This is a genomic window from Amycolatopsis nivea (assembly GCF_004522235.1).
Classification (GTDB): Bacteria; Actinomycetota; Actinomycetes; order Mycobacteriales; family Pseudonocardiaceae; genus Amycolatopsis; species Amycolatopsis nivea.
In genome coordinates, this window is sequence record NZ_SDLT01000016.1 from 83,025 (window position 1) to 99,386 (window position 16,362).

The 16,362-nt window shown below is 70.3% G+C and carries 19 protein-coding genes; 7 read left to right on the forward strand and 12 right to left on the reverse strand.

Annotated elements, in window-relative coordinates; all coding sequences use genetic code 11:
• Positions 1-460 precede the first annotated feature (460 nt).
• The gene (locus tag EIZ44_RS20325; RefSeq protein WP_134730454.1) at positions 461-1,087 is read left to right on the forward strand and encodes a YigZ family protein; all 627 of its coding nucleotides are present in this window, start codon (positions 461-463) and stop codon (positions 1,085-1,087) included.
• 22 nt (positions 1,088-1,109) lie between these two features.
• On the opposite strand, the gene EIZ44_RS20330 is transcribed toward EIZ44_RS20325, so the two are convergent.
• The 6 genes from EIZ44_RS20330 to EIZ44_RS20355 form a co-directional block, all read right to left on the reverse strand.
• Entirely contained in the window at positions 1,110-1,364 is a 255-nt protein-coding gene (locus tag EIZ44_RS20330) for a hypothetical protein (RefSeq protein WP_134730456.1), read from the reverse strand.
• A gap of 132 nt (positions 1,365-1,496) precedes the next feature.
• Entirely contained in the window at positions 1,497-2,414 is a 918-nt protein-coding gene (locus EIZ44_RS20335; protein ID WP_134730458.1) for an aminoglycoside phosphotransferase family protein, read from the reverse strand.
• Between the two features lie 40 nt (positions 2,415-2,454).
• Entirely contained in the window at positions 2,455-3,021 is a 567-nt protein-coding gene (locus tag EIZ44_RS20340; protein ID WP_037817562.1) for a TetR family transcriptional regulator, read from the reverse strand.
• 70 nt (positions 3,022-3,091) lie between these two features.
• Positions 3,092-4,300 (reverse strand): cytochrome P450, encoded by a 1,209-nt coding sequence (locus tag EIZ44_RS20345; RefSeq protein WP_134730460.1) that lies wholly within the window; start codon positions 4,298-4,300, stop codon positions 3,092-3,094.
• Between the two features lie 127 nt (positions 4,301-4,427).
• Positions 4,428-5,846 (reverse strand): MFS transporter, encoded by a 1,419-nt coding sequence (locus EIZ44_RS20350; RefSeq protein WP_134730462.1) that lies wholly within the window; start codon positions 5,844-5,846, stop codon positions 4,428-4,430.
• Positions 5,847-7,283: an FAD-dependent monooxygenase gene (locus EIZ44_RS20355; protein ID WP_205673239.1), complete on the reverse strand. Its 1,437-nt coding sequence runs from the start codon at positions 7,281-7,283 to the stop codon at positions 5,847-5,849.
• A 91-nt stretch (positions 7,284-7,374) separates the two neighbouring features.
• Between EIZ44_RS20355 and EIZ44_RS20360 the strand changes: the two genes are divergently transcribed.
• Entirely contained in the window at positions 7,375-7,887 is a 513-nt protein-coding gene (locus tag EIZ44_RS20360) for a MarR family winged helix-turn-helix transcriptional regulator (RefSeq protein ID WP_205669868.1), read from the forward strand.
• Positions 7,884-8,282, forward strand: a complete 399-nt coding sequence (locus EIZ44_RS20365) for a hypothetical protein (protein ID WP_134730466.1) — start codon at positions 7,884-7,886, stop codon at positions 8,280-8,282. Before EIZ44_RS20360 ends, EIZ44_RS20365 begins: the two co-directional genes overlap by 4 nt.
• Here EIZ44_RS20365 and EIZ44_RS20370 read toward each other — a convergent pair.
• Together EIZ44_RS20370 and EIZ44_RS20375 are read right to left on the reverse strand one after the other, a co-directional pair.
• Positions 8,279-9,031, reverse strand: a complete 753-nt coding sequence (locus EIZ44_RS20370; protein WP_134730468.1) for a maleylpyruvate isomerase family mycothiol-dependent enzyme — start codon at positions 9,029-9,031, stop codon at positions 8,279-8,281. The genes EIZ44_RS20365 and EIZ44_RS20370 overlap by 4 nt on opposite strands.
• Positions 9,032-9,081: 50 nt before the next feature.
• Positions 9,082-9,807 carry a class I SAM-dependent methyltransferase gene (locus EIZ44_RS20375; protein ID WP_134730470.1) on the reverse strand — a complete coding sequence of 242 codons (726 nt, stop codon included), beginning with the start codon at positions 9,805-9,807 and terminating at the stop codon, positions 9,082-9,084.
• Between the two features lie 145 nt (positions 9,808-9,952).
• On the opposite strand from EIZ44_RS20375, the gene EIZ44_RS20380 reads away from it, so the two are divergent.
• Positions 9,953-10,396 carry a hypothetical protein gene (locus EIZ44_RS20380; RefSeq protein ID WP_240691359.1) on the forward strand — a complete coding sequence of 148 codons (444 nt, stop codon included), beginning with the start codon at positions 9,953-9,955 and terminating at the stop codon, positions 10,394-10,396.
• A gap of 95 nt (positions 10,397-10,491) precedes the next feature.
• Here EIZ44_RS20380 and EIZ44_RS20385 read toward each other — a convergent pair whose 3' ends face one another.
• A complete protein-coding gene (locus EIZ44_RS20385; RefSeq protein WP_134730474.1) occupies positions 10,492-11,142 on the reverse strand; it encodes a response regulator in 651 nt (216 codons plus the stop codon).
• The gene (locus EIZ44_RS20390; protein WP_134730476.1) at positions 11,130-12,374 is read right to left on the reverse strand and encodes a sensor histidine kinase; all 1,245 of its coding nucleotides are present in this window, start codon (positions 12,372-12,374) and stop codon (positions 11,130-11,132) included. Before EIZ44_RS20390 ends, EIZ44_RS20385 begins: the two co-directional genes overlap by 13 nt.
• 171 nt (positions 12,375-12,545) lie before the next feature.
• Between EIZ44_RS20390 and EIZ44_RS20395 the strand changes: the two genes are divergently transcribed.
• Positions 12,546-13,736 carry a cytochrome P450 gene (locus EIZ44_RS20395; protein ID WP_134730478.1) on the forward strand — a complete coding sequence of 397 codons (1,191 nt, stop codon included), beginning with the start codon at positions 12,546-12,548 and terminating at the stop codon, positions 13,734-13,736.
• 3 nt (positions 13,737-13,739) lie between these two features.
• Entirely contained in the window at positions 13,740-13,955 is a 216-nt protein-coding gene (locus EIZ44_RS20400) for a ferredoxin (RefSeq protein WP_037817535.1), read from the forward strand.
• Here EIZ44_RS20400 and mtnA read toward each other — a convergent pair.
• Positions 13,952-14,914, reverse strand: coding sequence for an S-methyl-5-thioribose-1-phosphate isomerase (gene mtnA / locus EIZ44_RS20405; RefSeq protein WP_134730480.1), 963 nt, complete (start codon positions 14,912-14,914; stop codon positions 13,952-13,954). The two genes, EIZ44_RS20400 and mtnA, sit on opposite strands and share 4 nt — an antisense overlap.
• A gap of 60 nt (positions 14,915-14,974) precedes the next feature.
• Here mtnA and EIZ44_RS20410 point away from each other — a divergent pair, with 60 nt between their 5' ends.
• Positions 14,975-15,373 carry a RidA family protein gene (locus EIZ44_RS20410; protein WP_134730482.1) on the forward strand — a complete coding sequence of 133 codons (399 nt, stop codon included), beginning with the start codon at positions 14,975-14,977 and terminating at the stop codon, positions 15,371-15,373.
• A gap of 1 nt (position 15,374) precedes the next feature.
• On the opposite strand, the gene EIZ44_RS20415 is transcribed toward EIZ44_RS20410, so the two are convergent.
• Positions 15,375-16,355 (reverse strand): CobW family GTP-binding protein, encoded by a 981-nt coding sequence (locus EIZ44_RS20415; protein WP_134730484.1) that lies wholly within the window; start codon positions 16,353-16,355, stop codon positions 15,375-15,377.
• Positions 16,356-16,362: the final 7 nt, after the last annotated feature.

Genomic DNA, 16,362 nt, shown 5'->3' on the forward strand with positions numbered 1-16,362 from the left:
CGAGAAGGGAAACCATCCGGTGCCTCCGCTGTCGCGAGGCGCGGCACTGCGTCGCGATGCGTGGCTGACCGCGGCCGGTCGACGACCGGGCCGGGTGCCGGATGGTTTGTCACCGCACGGCGATGGGCGGCGGAAAAAGTTCTGCACGTCGCTGTACAGGCACACGCGCCGGGGTCGGTCAGCCTGTGTGGTGGGGGCCAGCCGGGGCGCGTGGTGGTGACTCCCGGGTTCGCCGGGTCTTATGACGATAGTGTGAATTCGCTGTGATCGACATACGTCATCGCGCTCTCGTGGGAAAGGCCACGCATACGTTGACGCCCTCCGGGGTACTCCCATATGTCGGGCCGTCTCTCCCGCCACGCGGTCAGCGAAGCCGTTGACCTGCGTAAACCTGTCTGCCTGCCGGGTGTCAACCCCGCGTTCAAGGCTGGTTGACTGGGGGTCATGAGGGGGAGCGCCGATGACTGATCGTTATCTGTCCGTGGCAGTGACCGGGCTGCACGAGATCGAAATACGGCGTTCACGGTTCCTGTGCGCGCTCGCTCCGGTGGGCGACGAAGCGGCCGCGCGGGAGATCATTTCGGCCCGCCGGCGCGCGGAGCCCGCGGCGCGGCACCACTGTCACGCGTTCGTCCTCGGCCCGGACGGCCGTACTCAGCGCTCCAGCGACGACGGCGAGCCCGCCGGGACGGCCGGGGTGCCGATGCTGGAGGTCTTGCGCCGCCGCGAGGTCACCGACACGGTCGCGGTGGTGTCGCGGCATTTCGGCGGAGTGCTGCTCGGCGCGGGCGGGTTGATCCGCGCGTACGGCCAAGCGGTGTCGGACGCGCTCGACGTGGTAGGCCTGGTGGAGTACCGGCGATTGCGGCTGTTCGACGTAACTATGGACTACACCCGGGCGGGCCGCTTCGAAAACGATCTCCGCGCGTCGCCGTACGTGCTGCACGGGACACGCTTCGAAGCGGCGGCGCACTTCGAGGTCGGGCTCGCTCCCGGCGAGGAAGACCGGTTCAGCGGCTGGCTCGCCGACCTCACCGGCGGCGAGGCTGTCGCGGCCGAGCTGGGGGAGGAGTGGGTGCGCGGGTAGCCCCCGGCTCAGGCCCCGAAGATCAAGCTGCGACGGGCTTTCCGTCCAGCGCCCGCGCCCCGGCCTCGGTGAGCACCGCGCGCACCCGCGCGCCGCACGCTCCGTCCTCGGCGGGTTCGATCAGGCCCTTGCGGACGAGGTCGCGGACCGTGCCCTGGTCGCAGAGGCTCAGCCCGTCGACGAACAGGTCCGGTTCACAGCTGCAGCTGATTTCCGCGTGCCCCTCGGCGACGGCACGCAGGGTTGCCCGCTCCCGATGGTTCAACTCGGCAGTCACGGCGGTTCCTCCTTCTGTCCCGGCCCCTGGTGTACCCCGGGAACGGTTCCAGTGTCCGTCGCGATTGCCGGGTTGTCGCGTATTTCACTCCTTTTTACGGGGGTATGTCGCGGGGTAGTCCGGGGGTACCCCTCATACGCCCCACCATGCGTCGGCGAGGGAGACGAAAGTAGGTTCTCGCGGCGCCGGGAGCACGTCGAGGTACCAGCGAAAGTCGCTGTACACGTGCAGAAGCGTGTACGCGAGGCAACGGCGGGAGAAGTCCGGGCCGAGCTCTGCCGGATGGTAACCGTAAGCGAGCAGAAGACTCCGCAGAAATGCCGAGTCGCCGCTCGAAACGAACAAGCCGACCGCCGCGAACTCGTATTCCGGCGCGCCGCGCATCGCGGGTTCGAAATCGAACAGGCCGGACAGCTGCCAGCCATCCCCTTCGCGGGTGACCATCAGATGGTCGCGCATGACTTCGGTGTGCAACGGCACCGTTTGCGGCGTGCCCAGATCGACCGAGTCGACGAAGTCCGGGAGCTGGGCCAGCCAGTGTTCGTCCAATGTGGTCTTGCGGTGGTGGTCGACCAGTTTTTCGCGTTGCCCGGCAAGGAACGCGGCCCAGTCCGGGGGAGCGAGCACGGACAACACCGGGTCGTTCACCGAGTGCAAGGTGGACAGGGCTTCGCCGATCTTCGGGGCGAGCGCGAGTTTGTCCGCTGTGGACAGTTCGGGCCAGACCTGCTTCAGCGGGCGCCCGCGCAGCCGTTCCATCACGACGTAACCCCAGTCGTCGCGGGTTCCGGCGTGCACGACGCCCGGGGTCGGGACGGGAAGCTTGCCGTGCAGGACTTCCAGCATGGTGCGTTCGGTGGTCAGCTCGTCCAGGTGCACCGGCGGATAGAGCTTCAGGACGAGCTGGTCGCCGACGGCGTACACCGGCAGGGAACCGTCGTCGAAGGGCACGGGTTCGCCGGGTTCGCCCAGCGAGCGGAGAAGGTCTCGTACCGCGGGCAGCAGGCCTTCGCGGGTCAGCTGGTCGGGCTCGGTGGCGGACGGGAACATACGCCGACGGTATCGGCGCCCCTTCCGCCGCTGTAGCGAATTACTTGCTGCGTTCGAGCAGGGTGCGCACGGCCGGGCCGATAAGCCGCTCGACCTCGTGGGCGGGCGCGGTGGCGAGCGGGTCCTTGCGGGTGATCGAGCGGACCAGCCCGATGCCGAGCAGCCAGGCCATCGCGAGGTCGGCGCGCAGTTCGGCGTCCGGCGCATCGGTGAGGCCGGACAGCGCGCGGGTGTACTCAGCGTCGAGCTGCGCGCGCAGCGCCTCGTCGGCGCGGTCGGTGCCGGAGGACCGCAGGTAGGTCTCGATCGAACGGGACGCCGAGTCGTCGCGTTCGAGCAGGCTCCGCAGCGCCGCGGTGAACAGCCGTTCGGGCGGGGTCGTCTCGACCTGGGCCAGGCCGCCGCGCGCCATCACGTGCTCGAACAACGCGTCCTTGCTGCCGAAGTACCGGAACAGCAACGCCTGGTTGACGCCCGCGCGGTGCGCGATGTCGCGCACCGTCGTGCGGTCGAAGCCGCGGTCGGCGAACAGTTCGGCCGCGGCGTCCAGCAGCGCGGCCTTGGTCGCCGTCGCGTCGCGTTTGCGCGAAGGCTGGTCCGCGGCCATCGGTTCCCCCTGGTGTGCGCTGGTGTGCGCGACGAGGTTAACCCGAGTGGCCGCGGATCGGCCGGACGAACTACGCGGACCAGGCGACAGGCAGCTCCTCGGGACCGTAGACGAGCGTGTTGTGCTTGTAGGCCAAAGCTTCCTTCGGCACGGCGAGTCGCAGGTCGGGCACGCGGCGGAACAACGCGGTCAATGCTTCCTGCATTTCGACCCGGGCGAGTTGCTGTCCGATGCATTGGTGCGCGCCGAACCCGAAGGCGACATGCGTGCGCGGCGATTCGCGGGTGAAGTCCAGCCGGTCGGCGTTCGGGTACCGGTCCTCGTCGCGGTTGGCCGAGTTCAGCGCGGCGATCAGCCAGTCGCCCGCGGCGATCGTCTGGCCGCCGACCTTGACCTCTTCGGTGGCATACCGCAGCACCCCGAACTGCACGACCGAGAGGTACCGGAGCAGTTCCTCGACCGCGCGCGGCGGGTCGGCGAGGGCCTGCGCGCGCTGCTCCGGGTGTTCCATCAGCACGAGCGCGCTGAGCGCGATCATGTTGGCGGTGGTTTCGTGCCCGGCCACGAGAAGGCTGAGGCCGAGCATGATCAGCTCGTCCAGGTCGAGCGCTTCCCCGGACGCCTCGGCGCGGACGATGAGCTTGCTGAACAGGTCCTCCTGCGGGTCTTGCTGCTTGCCGGCGACCAGCGCGCCCAGGTAGCCGGCCAGTTCGTGGAACGCCTGGTCCGTGGTGCCCGCGTCCTGGTCGGTGCTGACCAGCAGGCTGCTCTGGCGCTGGAACAGCTCGCGGTCGGCGTACGGGACGCCGAGCAGTTCGCAGATCGCCAGCGACGGGATCGGCAGTGCGAAGTCCTGGACCAGGTCGGCGCGGCCGGGCTTGGCCAGCATCGCGTCGAGGTGCCGTTCGACCTGCTCGCGGACGTACTCGCGCAGCCGCTCCACCCGCCGCACGGTGAACTCCGCGACGACCATCTTGCGCAGCCGGGAATGCTCCGCGCCGTCGAGCTGGATGATCGAACCCGGGTCGACCTCGTCGTACGGGTCCAGATCGGCTTTGACGTGCGCCGACGAGGCTCCGCGCGAGCTGAGCGCCGGGTCGGCGAGCACGGCGCGGACGTCGTCGTAACGGGTGACCAGCCAGGTCTCGAACCCGGCCGGGCAGCGGATCCGCGACACCGGCGAGGTCTCCCGCAACGCGGCGTACTCGGCGGGCGGGTCGAACGGGCAGCCGGCCGGGCGGTCGGTCGGAAGGGCCGGGGTCTCGGACGGGGTGGGCATGCGGATGGCGCCTTTCCTCCGGCAGTGCGGGCATCTTCCACTCTGGAGACGCCCGCACCGGCATGGGGCCGTTGATCGGGATAGGCGACGGAAGGACCACACCTCTGCCCGATTCACCATTGCCCGGTTAGACCGGTTCGGCGAGCGGCTCGTCGGCGAAACGGCGGGCGACCCGTTCCGCTCCTGCTTGCGCCCAGGCCGTGGTGGCGAGGACGGCGAGCGCGATGATCAGCGTGGTCCCGCCCGCGACCGCCCACCACGCCGTGGCGTATCCGGTGAGCGGGGTGGCCGCGGCGGCGAGGATGGTGCCTGCGACGGCGACGCCGAGGGTCTGCCCGACCTGCCGGGAGGTGGACGCGACCGCGGCGGCGACCCCGGCCTGGGAGCGGGGCATGCCGCTGACCGCGGCGTTGGTGATGGGCGGGTTCAGCAGCCCGAAGCCGAGGCCGAACACGCCGTACGCGATCGCGAGGATCCACAGCGGCGTGGTCGCGGACGCGGTGGTGAGCAGGACGGCGACGACGGTCATCGAGATCCCCGCGGTCAGCAGCGGAATCCGCGCGCCGCGCGTGGCGACCAGGCGGCCGGACAACGGCGCGGCGATCGTCACGGCCACGGCGGTCGGCAGCAACATCAGACCGGATTGCAGTGCCGACAGCCCGCGCACGTCCTGGAGGTACAGCGGCGACAGGAACAGGAACGTGCCGAACGCGGCGAGCCCGCAGACCGCGCTGATCGTGGCCGACGAGAACGGCGCGCTCCGGAAGAACCGCAGCTGGACCAGCGGTTCCCGGCGGCGGAGTTCCCAGCGGATCAGCGCGAACAAGGCGAGTACGCCGAGCCCGGCCATGCCGAGGATCGCTGGTGAGCCCCAGCCGAGCCGCTGGCCTTCGATCGCCGCGGTCACCACTGAGCCGAGCAGGACCACGACCAGCACCTGTCCCACCGGATCCGGCCGGCGCGGGTGCGGGGCCTGCGATTCCGGCACGTAGCGCGCGGTCAGCACGAGCGCCGCGACGACCACCGGCACGTTGACCCAGAAAATCGCCCGCCAGCCGATGCTCTCGGTCAGCACGCCGCCGAGCACCGGTCCGACGCCCAGCGAGATCCCGACGATCGACCCCCACACCCCGATCGCGCGCGCCCGCTCGCCGGGGTCGGCGAAGACGTTCGTGATGATCGACATCGCGACCGGGTTCAGCATCGCGCCGCCGAGCGCCTGCACGACGCGCGCGGCGACCAGCCAGCCGATCGACGGGGCCACGCTGCACAGCAGCGAACCGAGTCCGAAAAGGACCAACCCGGCCTGGAAGGTTCGCTTGCGCCCCAACCGGTCCCCGGTGGCCCCGGCGAGCATGAGGAAACAGGCGATGACGAGCGTGTAGGAGTCGATCGTCCATTGCAGACCGTTGATCGACGCGCCGAGGTCGGTGCGGATGACCGGGAGCGCGACGTTGACGATGGTGTTGTCCATCGCGACGACCAGGATGCTGGAGCAGAGGATGGCGAGAATGCCGAAGCGGCCGCGTGCGGTGTCGGCTCCCATTCAGTGCTCCGTCCAGTCGGTGGTGATTTCTTCGCCCGCTGCCCACACGTCGGCGGCGTAACCGTCCGGGCGGACGAGGACGGCGGCCAAGTCGTGCCAGTCGCGGGTTGAGCGCACGACATTCTCGCCCTCCGCGGCGGTGGCGCCGAAAGCCACGAGCGTGAACCGGTCCGGCCGCAGCGCGCGATGGAGGGTGCGGCCGTCGGCGAGCGGAAGGTTGGGTACGCGACGGCCGACGAGGCTGCCGTCCTCGGCATAGGAAACGTCCAGTCCGGACAGCCAGCCGCGCAGTTCGTCCGCGGTGTCGCCGTCGCGGCCGATGAGGTCGGACATCAAGTCCCGCAACGCTTTCCCGCCCGGAGTGAAGGTGACCATGAGCGCCGCCTGGGCGAGGGTGTTCGCCGCGAGCCGGGCCGCGATGGGGCGGCGTTCGGCGTCGTAGGACTGCGGGCCGTCGATGATCCGCCGCGGCGCGCGCCCCTGTACCTCCGCGGCGAGTTTCCACGCGAGGTTCGCCGCGTCCTGCACGCCGACGTTGAGCCCCTGCCCGCCCGCCGGCAGGTGGACGTGCGCGGCGTCGCCCGCGAGGAACACCCGGCCGACGCGGTACTGCTCGGCGTGGCGCGTGGCGTCTCCGGTTCGCGACGCCCACAGCACCTCGGTGATGCCGAAATCGTCGTCGGCGAGCCGCTTGAGCGTCGCGCGCAGTTCGGCTTCGTCGGGGATCTGAGTTTGGCGGCGCGCGGCTTCCTCCGGGGTGAGGCCGGTGTCGCCGGGTTCGTGGCCGAAGATCCGGTAAATGCCGCCGGGCAGCGGAAACGCGCTGTACGAACCGCGTTCGTAGTCCCAGGTGTGCGGATGGGCCGGCGGGCGTTCCAGCTTGACGTCGGCGAGGAACCCCATGGTGGACGCGGGAGTTCCGGGGAAAGCGAGGCCGAGCGCGTGCCGGGTCGCGCTGTGCGCGCCGTCCGCGCCGATGACGTAACCGGCCCGCCGGGTGTCGCCGGTTTCCGAGACGATGGTGACGCCCTGCTCGTCCTGCGTCAGGCCGGCGAGTTTCCACCCGGGCTCGATCACGACGCCCTGTCCGGCGAGGTGTTCGGCGAGCAGCCGCTCGGTTTCCGGCTGCGGCAGCAGGAGCACGAACGGGAACGAGGTGTCGAGCCCGCGGTAGTCCAGCCGGTTCGGCAGAGTCGCGAAATGCGCGGCGGGCACGGGGTTTCCGGCGGCGACCATGCGCGCGGCCAGCGAACCCGGTTCGTCCGGGATCGCGTCGAAAAGCTCGAGGGTGCGCGGGTGGATCGTCGTCGCCCGCGACTGCCCCGCGCGGGTCGGATCCGCCTCGAAGACCCGGACCGCGACCCCCGCTCGATGCAGGAACGCAGCCGCCGCCATCCCCACCGGTCCGGCGCCGATCACTGCGACCTCGATGTCCATTATTCCCCCTTTGTCGAAGTTCCTGTGGCGAACTCTCTTGACGTCAAGGTATTCTCCCACTGTCTTGATGTCGAGAGAAAGGTCCGTGCCGGTGAACACAGCGCCGCGGGACGCGGTCGACGATCTGGTGGACGCCGTCCGGCGCGGGGGCGGCGACGAGGGCGTGCTGGCCGCGAAGTCGCTGTCCTACCGGCTGCGCCGCGTCGCGCACCAGCTGGAACTGGCCATGCGCCGCGAACTGTCCGCGCACGGGATCGAGCTGTGGGAGCTGGAGATGCTCGCCGCGCTCAAGCGCGCGCCCGGGCACCGGCTGACGCCCGGGCAGGTGATGGCCGCGGTCGAGCTGACCTCGGGTTCGGTCACGCACCGGATCACCCGGCTGGAGGCGCGCGGCTGGGTCCGCCGCGACAAGGACCCGGGCGACCGGCGTTCGGTGCTGGTGTCCCTCACCGAGGAGGGCAAACGGCAGGCGCTCGCGTCGTTCGAGCTCAAGACGGAGATCGAACGCGAAATCGCGAAGGCTCTCGACCCGGAAACCATCGACGTGGTGAACGACGCGCTGCGGCGGGTTTCGCACCACCTCAAAGGAAAGGACGAGCAATGAAGCGGGAAACCCTTGGCGCGGCGGCCGTCGTCGCGGGCCTGGCCGCCGCCGCGCCGTCGGTGTGGCAGACGGTCACGCACATCACCGATCCGAGCTACCGCGCACCGGAGGTCCGCCACGGCGAAGGGCACGTGCAGTACCACATGGCGCGCGAAGCCCTGATCACCGCGGGCGCGTTCGGTGCGGTGGGCACCGGTTTGGCCGCCGGGCGGGATCGCTCGCCCGCGCTGTGGCGGGCAATGGCTTGTGCCGCAGGCGGTTTCGTGGCGGCGATGTGGTCGGGCGGCCCGGCGACGGGGGTGTGGGCGCCGAATCGGAAGGCGCTGGCGATTCACGTCGCGTCGACGAGCGCGTTGTCGGTGGGAGTCGCGTTGCTGCGGCCCAAGCGGCGTTAGAGGAACACCCGGGCGTTCTCCAGCCACGCCTTCGCGTCCTTGCCGATCGCGGCCAGACCGGTTTCGTCCAAGCCGCGGCGCTGGGTGATGCGAAGGCAGAAATCCCTTGCGCTGCCCCGGATCCGCTGTGCCGCGTCGTCCGGGCCCCAACCCCAGAGGACCCCTTCGGGACTGGTCAGTTCGACCCGGATCGGCTCGGTCGGCAGTGGCAGCTGGGCGGCGTAGAACGACAGCCCGCGCCCGGCCACGCCCAGTGCGGCGATGTGCTTGAGCCGGTCCGTCGGGCGGTGCTCGACGCGCACGGTGTCGAAGATGTCCTGCCCGTGCGCCCACGTTTCCATCAGCCGAAGCGCCACCGCGAGGGTCGCGGTCGACTGCGAGCCGTACCACGGAAACGCCTGGTCCAAGGGGATTTCGCCGAGCGCCGCGGCGACTTCGGCACGTCCGGCGCGCCAGTGGTCCAGCAACTCCGCACGCGGTCGCGCGGCTCCCTCGGCCGCGACCGCGTCGGCGTTTTCGCCCAGCACCGCGGCGAACTTCTCCGGCGTCCGGATGGCGAGGACGACGTTCGCGTCGGCTACCGCGAGATGCGCGATCTGGTGGGCGATCGTCCAGCCCTCGGCCGGCGTCGGTCTCGACCAGTCGGGTTCGGCGGACACCACCGCGTCGAGGTCGTCGCCTTCCGCGAGCAAATCGGGCAGCGCGGCTTCGCGGGTGATTTCGGACAGATCCAGGCCGTAGTCCAGCATGCGACCACGCTATCGGCAACGCGGCCGCGGCCGGGTCGTTCGGGAACCGGTCATGGCATTAACGGGCAGCCGGTTTCCGCCGCGACGATCAGGAAGTTCGGCATCCGCACGTGACTCTCGATCCCGTCCGCCATCTCAGGATCCAGCCCCGGCTCGGCAACCTCCCGCACCCGGCAGCCGAGCGCGGCCACTTCGTTGAGATACGCGGAAAGCGGCCGATGGAAGTCGGACGCGTCGCGTCCGGCGATCTCGTACTCGGCCAGATACTCCGTCTGGCGGTACTCGCCGTACTTCCGCCAGGTGCCGAGCAACTCCTCGAACGCCGGATGCACGATGGCGAACACGAACAGCCCGCCCGGCCGCAGCGCCTCGACGCAGGCGCGCATCGCGGGCTTCCACTCGGGAATCGCCATGAGCACCATGCTGCAGACGACGGCGTCGAACGGCTCCATCTCCGGCAGCCGGGCGAGATCCGCCTGTACGTAGGAAATCCCCTCGCCCGCCTTCTCCCGCGCGAACGAAATCAGGCTCTCGGCCGGTTCGACCCCGGTCACCTGGGCCCCGCGTCCGGCGAGCATCCGGCTGAAATACCCGTTGCCGCAGCCCGCGTCCAGCACCCGGCGGCCGCGCACGTCGCCGAGAAGCCGCAGGAGGACCGGGTTGAGCAGATGCTCTTTGGCGAAGTCCCCGCGCTCGGCGGTCGCTTCCATCGATTCCCGGGTGCTCCCGGAGTTCCACTGCTGGATCGCGGTTTCGTTCGTCCACGCGGAAGTCATTGAATCGAGCCTAGTGCTCCAGCCGCGCCGGAAGGTGTACTTACTGCCACCTTCAAGTCGGATAGGAGCGTTACTGCCTCGGGCACGCCGCGACGACATGCTGATTTCGTGCCCGAGGGGCGGGCACCGAAGGGAGTCAGGTGCCATGGCGTGCGGTGTCCCGCGGATTCGTCCGAAAGCCGGGGCCGCTTCGACGTTCCCCTTGCTGGCCACGGTTCTCACCGTGCTCGGGCTGGCGATGATTCCCTGGCTGGTCTTCCTGCACACTGAACTGCCTGCCACCGCTCAGGCCTCGCATTGGGCCTGGACGTGGACCGGGCTGGACAGCCTTGAGGCGCTCGGCCTGCTCGTCACCGGACTGCTCCTCCGACGCGGCGACTGCCGGGCCGGGCTGACCTCCGCCGCGACCTCGGCCCTGCTGCTGGCCGACGCCTGGTTCGACACGATGACGGCTGCCCCGGGTCCGGACTTCCAGCTGGCGATGCTGATGGCGGCCTTCGCCGAGGTGCCGCTGGCGGTGGTCTGCGCGGTCCTGGCGACTAGGGCCTTCCCTCGGCCGGGTCGCGGAGCGGAAGAGCTCGTGCCGTGACCGGCGTTGGGCGTCGTGCAGGGGCCCAGCACCGGAATCGGGTGTGGGAATACCGCGGCGGCACCTCCGCCCGCTTTGGAACTTTCTCGCAGCCCTCAGGCCCGGGAAGCGCCGAGAAACCGCAGCACGGCGAGGACGCGGCGATGGTCCGCGTCGGCCACGGGCAGGTCGAGCTTGGCGAAGATGTTGTTGATGTGCTTCGCCACCGCGCTCTCGCTCACCACCAGCGCCTGTGCGATGCCGGCGTTGGAGCGGCCCTCGGCCATCAGCCCGAGCACGTCCCGTTCGCGAGGGGTCAGCCGCGCGAGCGGGTCGCTGTCGCGCCGCAGCAGCAACTGCGCGACGACCTGCGGGTCCAGGGCGGTGCCCCCGTCCGCCACCCGCCGGACCGCCGCCACGAAGTCGGCGACATCGGCGACCCGCTGTTTGAGCAGGTAGCCCACCCCGCTGGTGTTCGCGGACAGCAGGTCGGCCGCGTACCGCTCCTCCACGTACTGCGAAAGCAGCACCACCGGCGTCCCCGGCCAGCGGCGGCGGATTTCCATCGCCGCCCGCACCCCCTCGTCGGTGAAGCCGGGCGGCATCCGGACGTCGATCAAGGCGAGTTCGGGCCGATGCTCTTCCATCGCCGCCAGCAGTCCGTCCGCGTCGCCGGCTTCCGCGACGACCTGGAACCCGCCCGCCTCCAGCACCTTGATCAGGCCGACCCGCAACAGCACCGAATCCTCGGCGATCACCGCGCGCACGGCAGCTCCGCGGTGACAGTGGTGGGCCCTCCGACGGGGCTGCTGATTTGGAAGGTCCCGTCGAGAGAGCCGACTCGCTTGGCCAGCCCGGTCAGACCCGTCCCGTTGGCGGCGTCGGCACCGCCCAGCCCGTTGTCGGTAACGCGAACGCGCAGCACCTCGCCGATCTGGCGCACCGTCACCTCCGCCCGCATCGCGTTGGCGTGCTTCGTCGCATTGGTCAGCGCCTCGGAAATCACGAAGTACGCGACCGACTCCACGTTGGGCGCCACCCTTTCCGCCAGATCGACCCGCAGCCGCACCGCGAGGGGCGTGCGTGCCGCCAGCCCGGACAACGCGGCGTCCAGTCCTCGGTCTTCGAGCACGGCCGGGTGCAGCCCCCGCACCAGGTCGTCGAGTTCGGAGATCGCCTCCTTCGCCTCCAGGCGCGCTTTTGCGAGCACCTCGCGGGCATCGCTCGGCAGGTCCGGGCGGGTGGCGAGGGCCAGACCCAGATTGACCGCGAGAGACACCAACCGTTGCTGGGTGCCGTCGTGCAGGTCGCGCTCGATCCGGCGGCGCTCCGCGTCGACGGCCTCGATCAGGTCGGTCCGGCTCCCGGCCAGCTGATCGACCCGCTCCTGGAGCCGCTGCGCCCGGCTGGGCCCGAGCAGGCTCAACGCCAGGCGCGTCTCGGCCCGGGCTACTGCCCGCGCGGTCCAGGGCAGGGCGCACAAGAGGAGGAGCCCAGCCGCTGTGTAAGCCGGTAATTGGGTCAGGTAGCCGAACCAGTGCTGGCGGATTTCGGTTGGCAGCGCCCAGGACCAGGCGTAGGCGAGGGCGCTCGCCAAGCCCGCCGCTGCCAGCGCGAGCACCAGCAGTTCCAGCAGTGCGAGCAACGGGCCCAGCAGGAGGTGGTAGCCGATCTTGCGCCAAGGACGCGTCGCCGCGAGCCACCGGGCGGTCGAGGACCACGTCCATTGTTCCGGCGGGGGAGCGAGCCGGGGGACGTCCACGCCGATGAGCGCCCGGTAGCGAACCCGCTGAACGGCCGTCAGCACCGGGGTGCCGAGCAGGACCAAGGCGGCCGACACGGGACCGGTGAGGAGCCAGTTCTCCGTCCTGGCGGCAGTCACCGCCGCCCAAGCCCATGCGGGCACCAGCGCCAGGTGCGGCAGCACGCCCGCGGCGAGAAAGCCGGTGTCCCGCCGCGCCCGGAGGACCGCGCGGCTCAGCCCGGCTGGAATCTTCATGGCATGACGCTAGGACACCGCCGGAAGACGGTGCCATGAAACCCGCACCCGGTCTCGTGGTGAACCTAGTGCCACCCGGCCCCTGGAAGCTCCTGGCGGATTGACGCGCGGCCGACGTCGGGTGTAGGCATGTAAGCACCTGCTTACAACGGTACCCGGGGAGTCGTTGGCATGACCACCACGCACACCGAACCGCTCGCCTACCCGTTCAACGAGGAGGCGGGCCTCGCGCTCAACGAGGCCTACACCGCCGCTCGCGAGAACGCCGGGATGATCCGCGTCCAAATGCCGCACGGCGAGGCTGCCTGGCTCGCCACTCGCTACGCCGACGCCCGGCTCGTGCTCGGGGACCGGCGGTTTTCCCGCGCGCTGGCGCAGGAAAGCGACGAACCGCGGATGTCGGAGTACCGGCGTCCGGGCGGCATCCTCTCGATGGACCCGCCCGACCACACCCGGCTGCGCACCCTCGTCGCGAAGGCGTTCACCGCGCGGCGGGTCGAGGAGCTGCGCCCTCGGGTCGCGCGGCTGGCCGACGACCTGATCAAGGAGCTGCGGGAGCACGGGCAACCGGCTGACCTGGTCGATCTGTACGCGCTGCCGATCCCGGTCGCGGTGATCTGCGAGCTGCTCGGCGTGCCGGTGGGCGACCGGCCGCAGTTCCGCGAGTGGAGCGACGCCGCGTTGTCGACCACGCGGCTCACGCCGGAGGAGTCGGAGCGCAGCCGCGAGGAACTGCGTGCGTACATGGCCGGGTTGATCGCCGAGCACCGCGCCCAGCCGCAGGACGACCTGATGACCGCGCTCATCGAGGCTCGCGACGTGCGGGATCGGCTCACTGAGCTGGAGTTGGTGGACCTGTGCGTCGGGATTCTGGTCGCCGGCCACGAAACGACCGCCAGCCAGATTCCCAATTTCGTCTACGCGCTGCTGGACCAGCACGAGCACTGGGAACGGCTGTGCGCGGACCCGTCGCTCATCCCGACCGCGGTGGAGGAGCTGCTGCGCTTCGTGCCGCTCGGCGCCGGGGCCGGGTTCGCCCGGTACGCGACGGAGGACGTCGAGGTCGGCGATGTCCTGGTGCGCCAAGGGGAACCGGTGCTCGTGGCGATCGGCGCGGCCAACCGCGACCGGCTGCAGTTCGGCGCCGCGGACCAGCTCGTGCTGGACCGCGGGGACAACCACCATCTCGGCTTCGGGCACGGGGTGCACCACTGCCTGGGCGCTCCGCTCGCGCGGCTGGAGCTGCAGGAGGCGTTGCGGGCGCTGACCCGCGAGTTGCCGGGACTGCGGCTGGCCGGGGATATTGAGTGGAAGACGCAGATGCTGGTCCGCGGACCGCGGTCGATGCCGATTGGGTGGTGACGGATGACCTGGAAGGTCGAGGTCGACGGGGGCACGTGCATCGGCAGCGGGATGTGCGCGTCGCTGATGCCGGAGACGTTCGCGCTGGACGGCGCCACCGCCCGGGCGATCGCCGAGACCGTCGAACCGGACGAAACCGTGCTGGACGCGGCGGATTCCTGTCCCGCCATGGCGATCACCGTGCGAAACGGTGCGGAGATCGTCGGCCCGCGGCCTTAGCCGAACACGCCGTCCTCGGTGACCACCGCGGTGATCAACGCGGTCGGCGTGACATCGAAGGCCGGGTTGAAGACCGCCGCTCCGTGCGGCGCGACCTGAGCCCCGCCGAACTCCGTTAATTCGACAGCCGCACGTTCCTCGATGGAGATGTCCGCGCCGGTGGCGATGCTTTTGTCCACTGTGGACGTCGGGGCGACGACCACGAACGGAACACCGTGGTGCGCGGCGGCGATGGCCAGCCCGTAGGTGCCGATCTTGTTGGCCACGTCGCCGTTCGCCGCGATCCGGTCCGCGCCGACGAGCACGCAGTCCACCATTCCGCGTGCCATCGCCGCGGCCGCCGCGCCGTCCGGTTGCACGCGGTAGGGCACCCCGGCCTGCTCGAGTTCCCAAGCGGTGAGCCGGGATCCCTGCAACAACGGCCGCGTCTCGTCCACCAGCACCGACTCGACCAGGCCGCGCGCGTGCAGGTGCCAGACGACGCCGAGTGCCGTGCCCCACGAGACGGTCGCCAGGTGCCCGGTGTTGCAGTGGCTGAGCAGTCGCAACGGCCTGCGCGGGCACGCGTCCAGCACGACTTCCGCCGCGTGCGCCGACGCCGTGCGGTTGCGCTGCTCGTCCTCGTCGAGCATCGCTCGCGCCTCCGCGAGCACCGCATCGGCACCGTCCGGCAGCCGGTCCAGTGCCCGGGAAACGCCCCAGGCCAGGTTGACCGCCGTCGGCCGGGCGTGCGCGATCCGGTCCGCCTCCGCCCGGACGTCCCCGCCCTGGCGAGCCGCCAGCGCGACCCCCAGCGCGCCCGCCGCGCCGAGCGCCGGTGCTCCGCGAACCGCCAGCCGTTGGATCGCGTCGACCAATTCGGGCACCGTGCGCAGCGTGAGCGTGCGGTACTCGCCCGGAAGCGCGACCTGGTCCACGATCACGATTGCCCCGTCGGCCCAGTCGATGGTCCTGCGCATACGCCCTCCGTCCGGAAATCCCGTGGCGGACCGCCGCCGCGGTGAGCGACGATCCGCCTCGTGACCATTGAACGGCAGAACCCGCCCGCCTTGCATCCGACTCCCGGCTACCACCACGTGACCACCGTCGACGCGCGCCGCACCGTGCACCTCGCCGGCCAGTGTCCGCTGACGCCCGGCGGCGAGGTCGTCCCCGGCGACGTCCTCGCGCAGGTGGACCAGGTCGTCGCCAACACCGAGATCGCGTTGACGCATGCTGGCGCGACCCCGGAGGACGTCGTGCGCACGGTGATCTACGTGGCCACCTCCGATCAGCCGACCCTTTCAGCGGTGTGGCAGCGGCTCACGAACTCCTCGATCGCCGCGGCGTTCACCACCGCGAGCACGCTGGTCGGCGTGACGTGCCTGGGCTTCACGGGGCAGCTTGTCGAGCTGGACGTGACCGCGGCGCTCGCCTGAATCACCGCCCAGCCGTGGCCAGGCTGCAGCGGGACACCGAGTCGGTCAGCTCCGCACGGTCGAGGTTCCGGCCGATGAGGACGAGCTTGCTGACCGGCGGTGCCGTGCCCCAGTCGCCGGCGTCCGTCAGTTCGTAGATCCGATGCACGCCTTGCAGCACCGTCTTGCGGTCGAAGGCGAGGATTCCCTTGAACCGGTACAGGTCGTCGCCGCGTTCGGCCAGCAGGGCGGTGAGCCACTGTTCGAACGCGGCGCGGTCCAGGGGGTAGTCGAGTTCGATCGAGACCGATTCGAGCGTCGGGTCGTGGTGGTGCGATTCGTCTTCGAGCCAGTCCGGGTCGTCGGCGACGGTGCGGTTCAGGTCGAAGGCGTTGATGCCGAGGATGTCGTCCAGGTCGACGCTGCCGTAGCTGGACGTGAGGATGTCCGCGGTCGCGTTGACCGAGCGGAGCTGCGTGCGCAGTTCCTCGATCTCCGGCTCGGTGACCAGGTCGATCTTGTTGAGCACGATCCGGTCGGCGAACGCGATCTGGTTGCTCACCTGGCCGCCGACGCCGTCGTGCTCGCCCTCCTCGAGATGGCTGCCGACGTGCCGCGCGTCGACGAGCGTCACGATCGCGTCCAGCGCGAACGCCGACGAAACCTCGTCGTCCACGAAGAACGTTTGCGCGACCGGGTTCGGGTCGGCCATGCCGCTGGTCTCGATGAGAATCCGGTCGAAGCGTTCGCGGCGGCGCAGCAGCGACTGCAGGATTTCGATCAGGTCGGTGCGCGCGGTGCAGCACAGGCAGCAGCCGTTGCTCATTTCGATGATCTTCTCGTCGCCGCCGAGCACGAGCGCGTTGTCGATCGGGATTTCGCCGAATTCGTTCTCGATCACCGCGATCCGGTGCCCGTGGTTCGCGGTGAGGATGTGGTTGACGAGCGTGGTCTTGCCGGAGCCGAGAAAGCCGGTCAGTACGGTCACCGGGATTTTGGCCATGGTGTTT

Coding starts and splice junctions, on each gene's coding strand:
- EIZ44_RS20325 (WP_134730454.1), top strand. CDS start 461: ATGACTGATCGTTATCTGTCCGTGGCAGTGACCGGGCTGCACGAGATC.
- EIZ44_RS20335 (WP_134730458.1), bottom strand. CDS start 2,414: ATGTTCCCGTCCGCCACCGAGCCCGACCAGCTGACCCGCGAAGGCCTG.
- EIZ44_RS20340 (WP_037817562.1), bottom strand. CDS start 3,021: ATGGCCGCGGACCAGCCTTCGCGCAAACGCGACGCGACGGCGACCAAG.
- EIZ44_RS20345 (WP_134730460.1), bottom strand. CDS start 4,300: ATGCCCACCCCGTCCGAGACCCCGGCCCTTCCGACCGACCGCCCGGCC.
- EIZ44_RS20350 (WP_134730462.1), bottom strand. CDS start 5,846: ATGGGAGCCGACACCGCACGCGGCCGCTTCGGCATTCTCGCCATCCTC.
- EIZ44_RS20355 (WP_205673239.1), bottom strand. CDS start 7,283: ATGGACATCGAGGTCGCAGTGATCGGCGCCGGACCGGTGGGGATGGCG.
- EIZ44_RS20365 (WP_134730466.1), top strand. CDS start 7,884: ATGAAGCGGGAAACCCTTGGCGCGGCGGCCGTCGTCGCGGGCCTGGCC.
- EIZ44_RS20370 (WP_134730468.1), bottom strand. CDS start 9,031: ATGCTGGACTACGGCCTGGATCTGTCCGAAATCACCCGCGAAGCCGCG.
- EIZ44_RS20375 (WP_134730470.1), bottom strand. CDS start 9,807: ATGACTTCCGCGTGGACGAACGAAACCGCGATCCAGCAGTGGAACTCC.
- EIZ44_RS20380 (WP_240691359.1), top strand. CDS start 9,953: ATGGCGTGCGGTGTCCCGCGGATTCGTCCGAAAGCCGGGGCCGCTTCG.
- EIZ44_RS20390 (WP_134730476.1), bottom strand. CDS start 12,374: ATGAAGATTCCAGCCGGGCTGAGCCGCGCGGTCCTCCGGGCGCGGCGG.
- EIZ44_RS20395 (WP_134730478.1), top strand. CDS start 12,546: ATGACCACCACGCACACCGAACCGCTCGCCTACCCGTTCAACGAGGAG.
- EIZ44_RS20400 (WP_037817535.1), top strand. CDS start 13,740: ATGACCTGGAAGGTCGAGGTCGACGGGGGCACGTGCATCGGCAGCGGG.
- mtnA (WP_134730480.1), bottom strand. CDS start 14,914: ATGCGCAGGACCATCGACTGGGCCGACGGGGCAATCGTGATCGTGGAC.
- EIZ44_RS20415 (WP_134730484.1), bottom strand. CDS start 16,355: ATGGCCAAAATCCCGGTGACCGTACTGACCGGCTTTCTCGGCTCCGGC.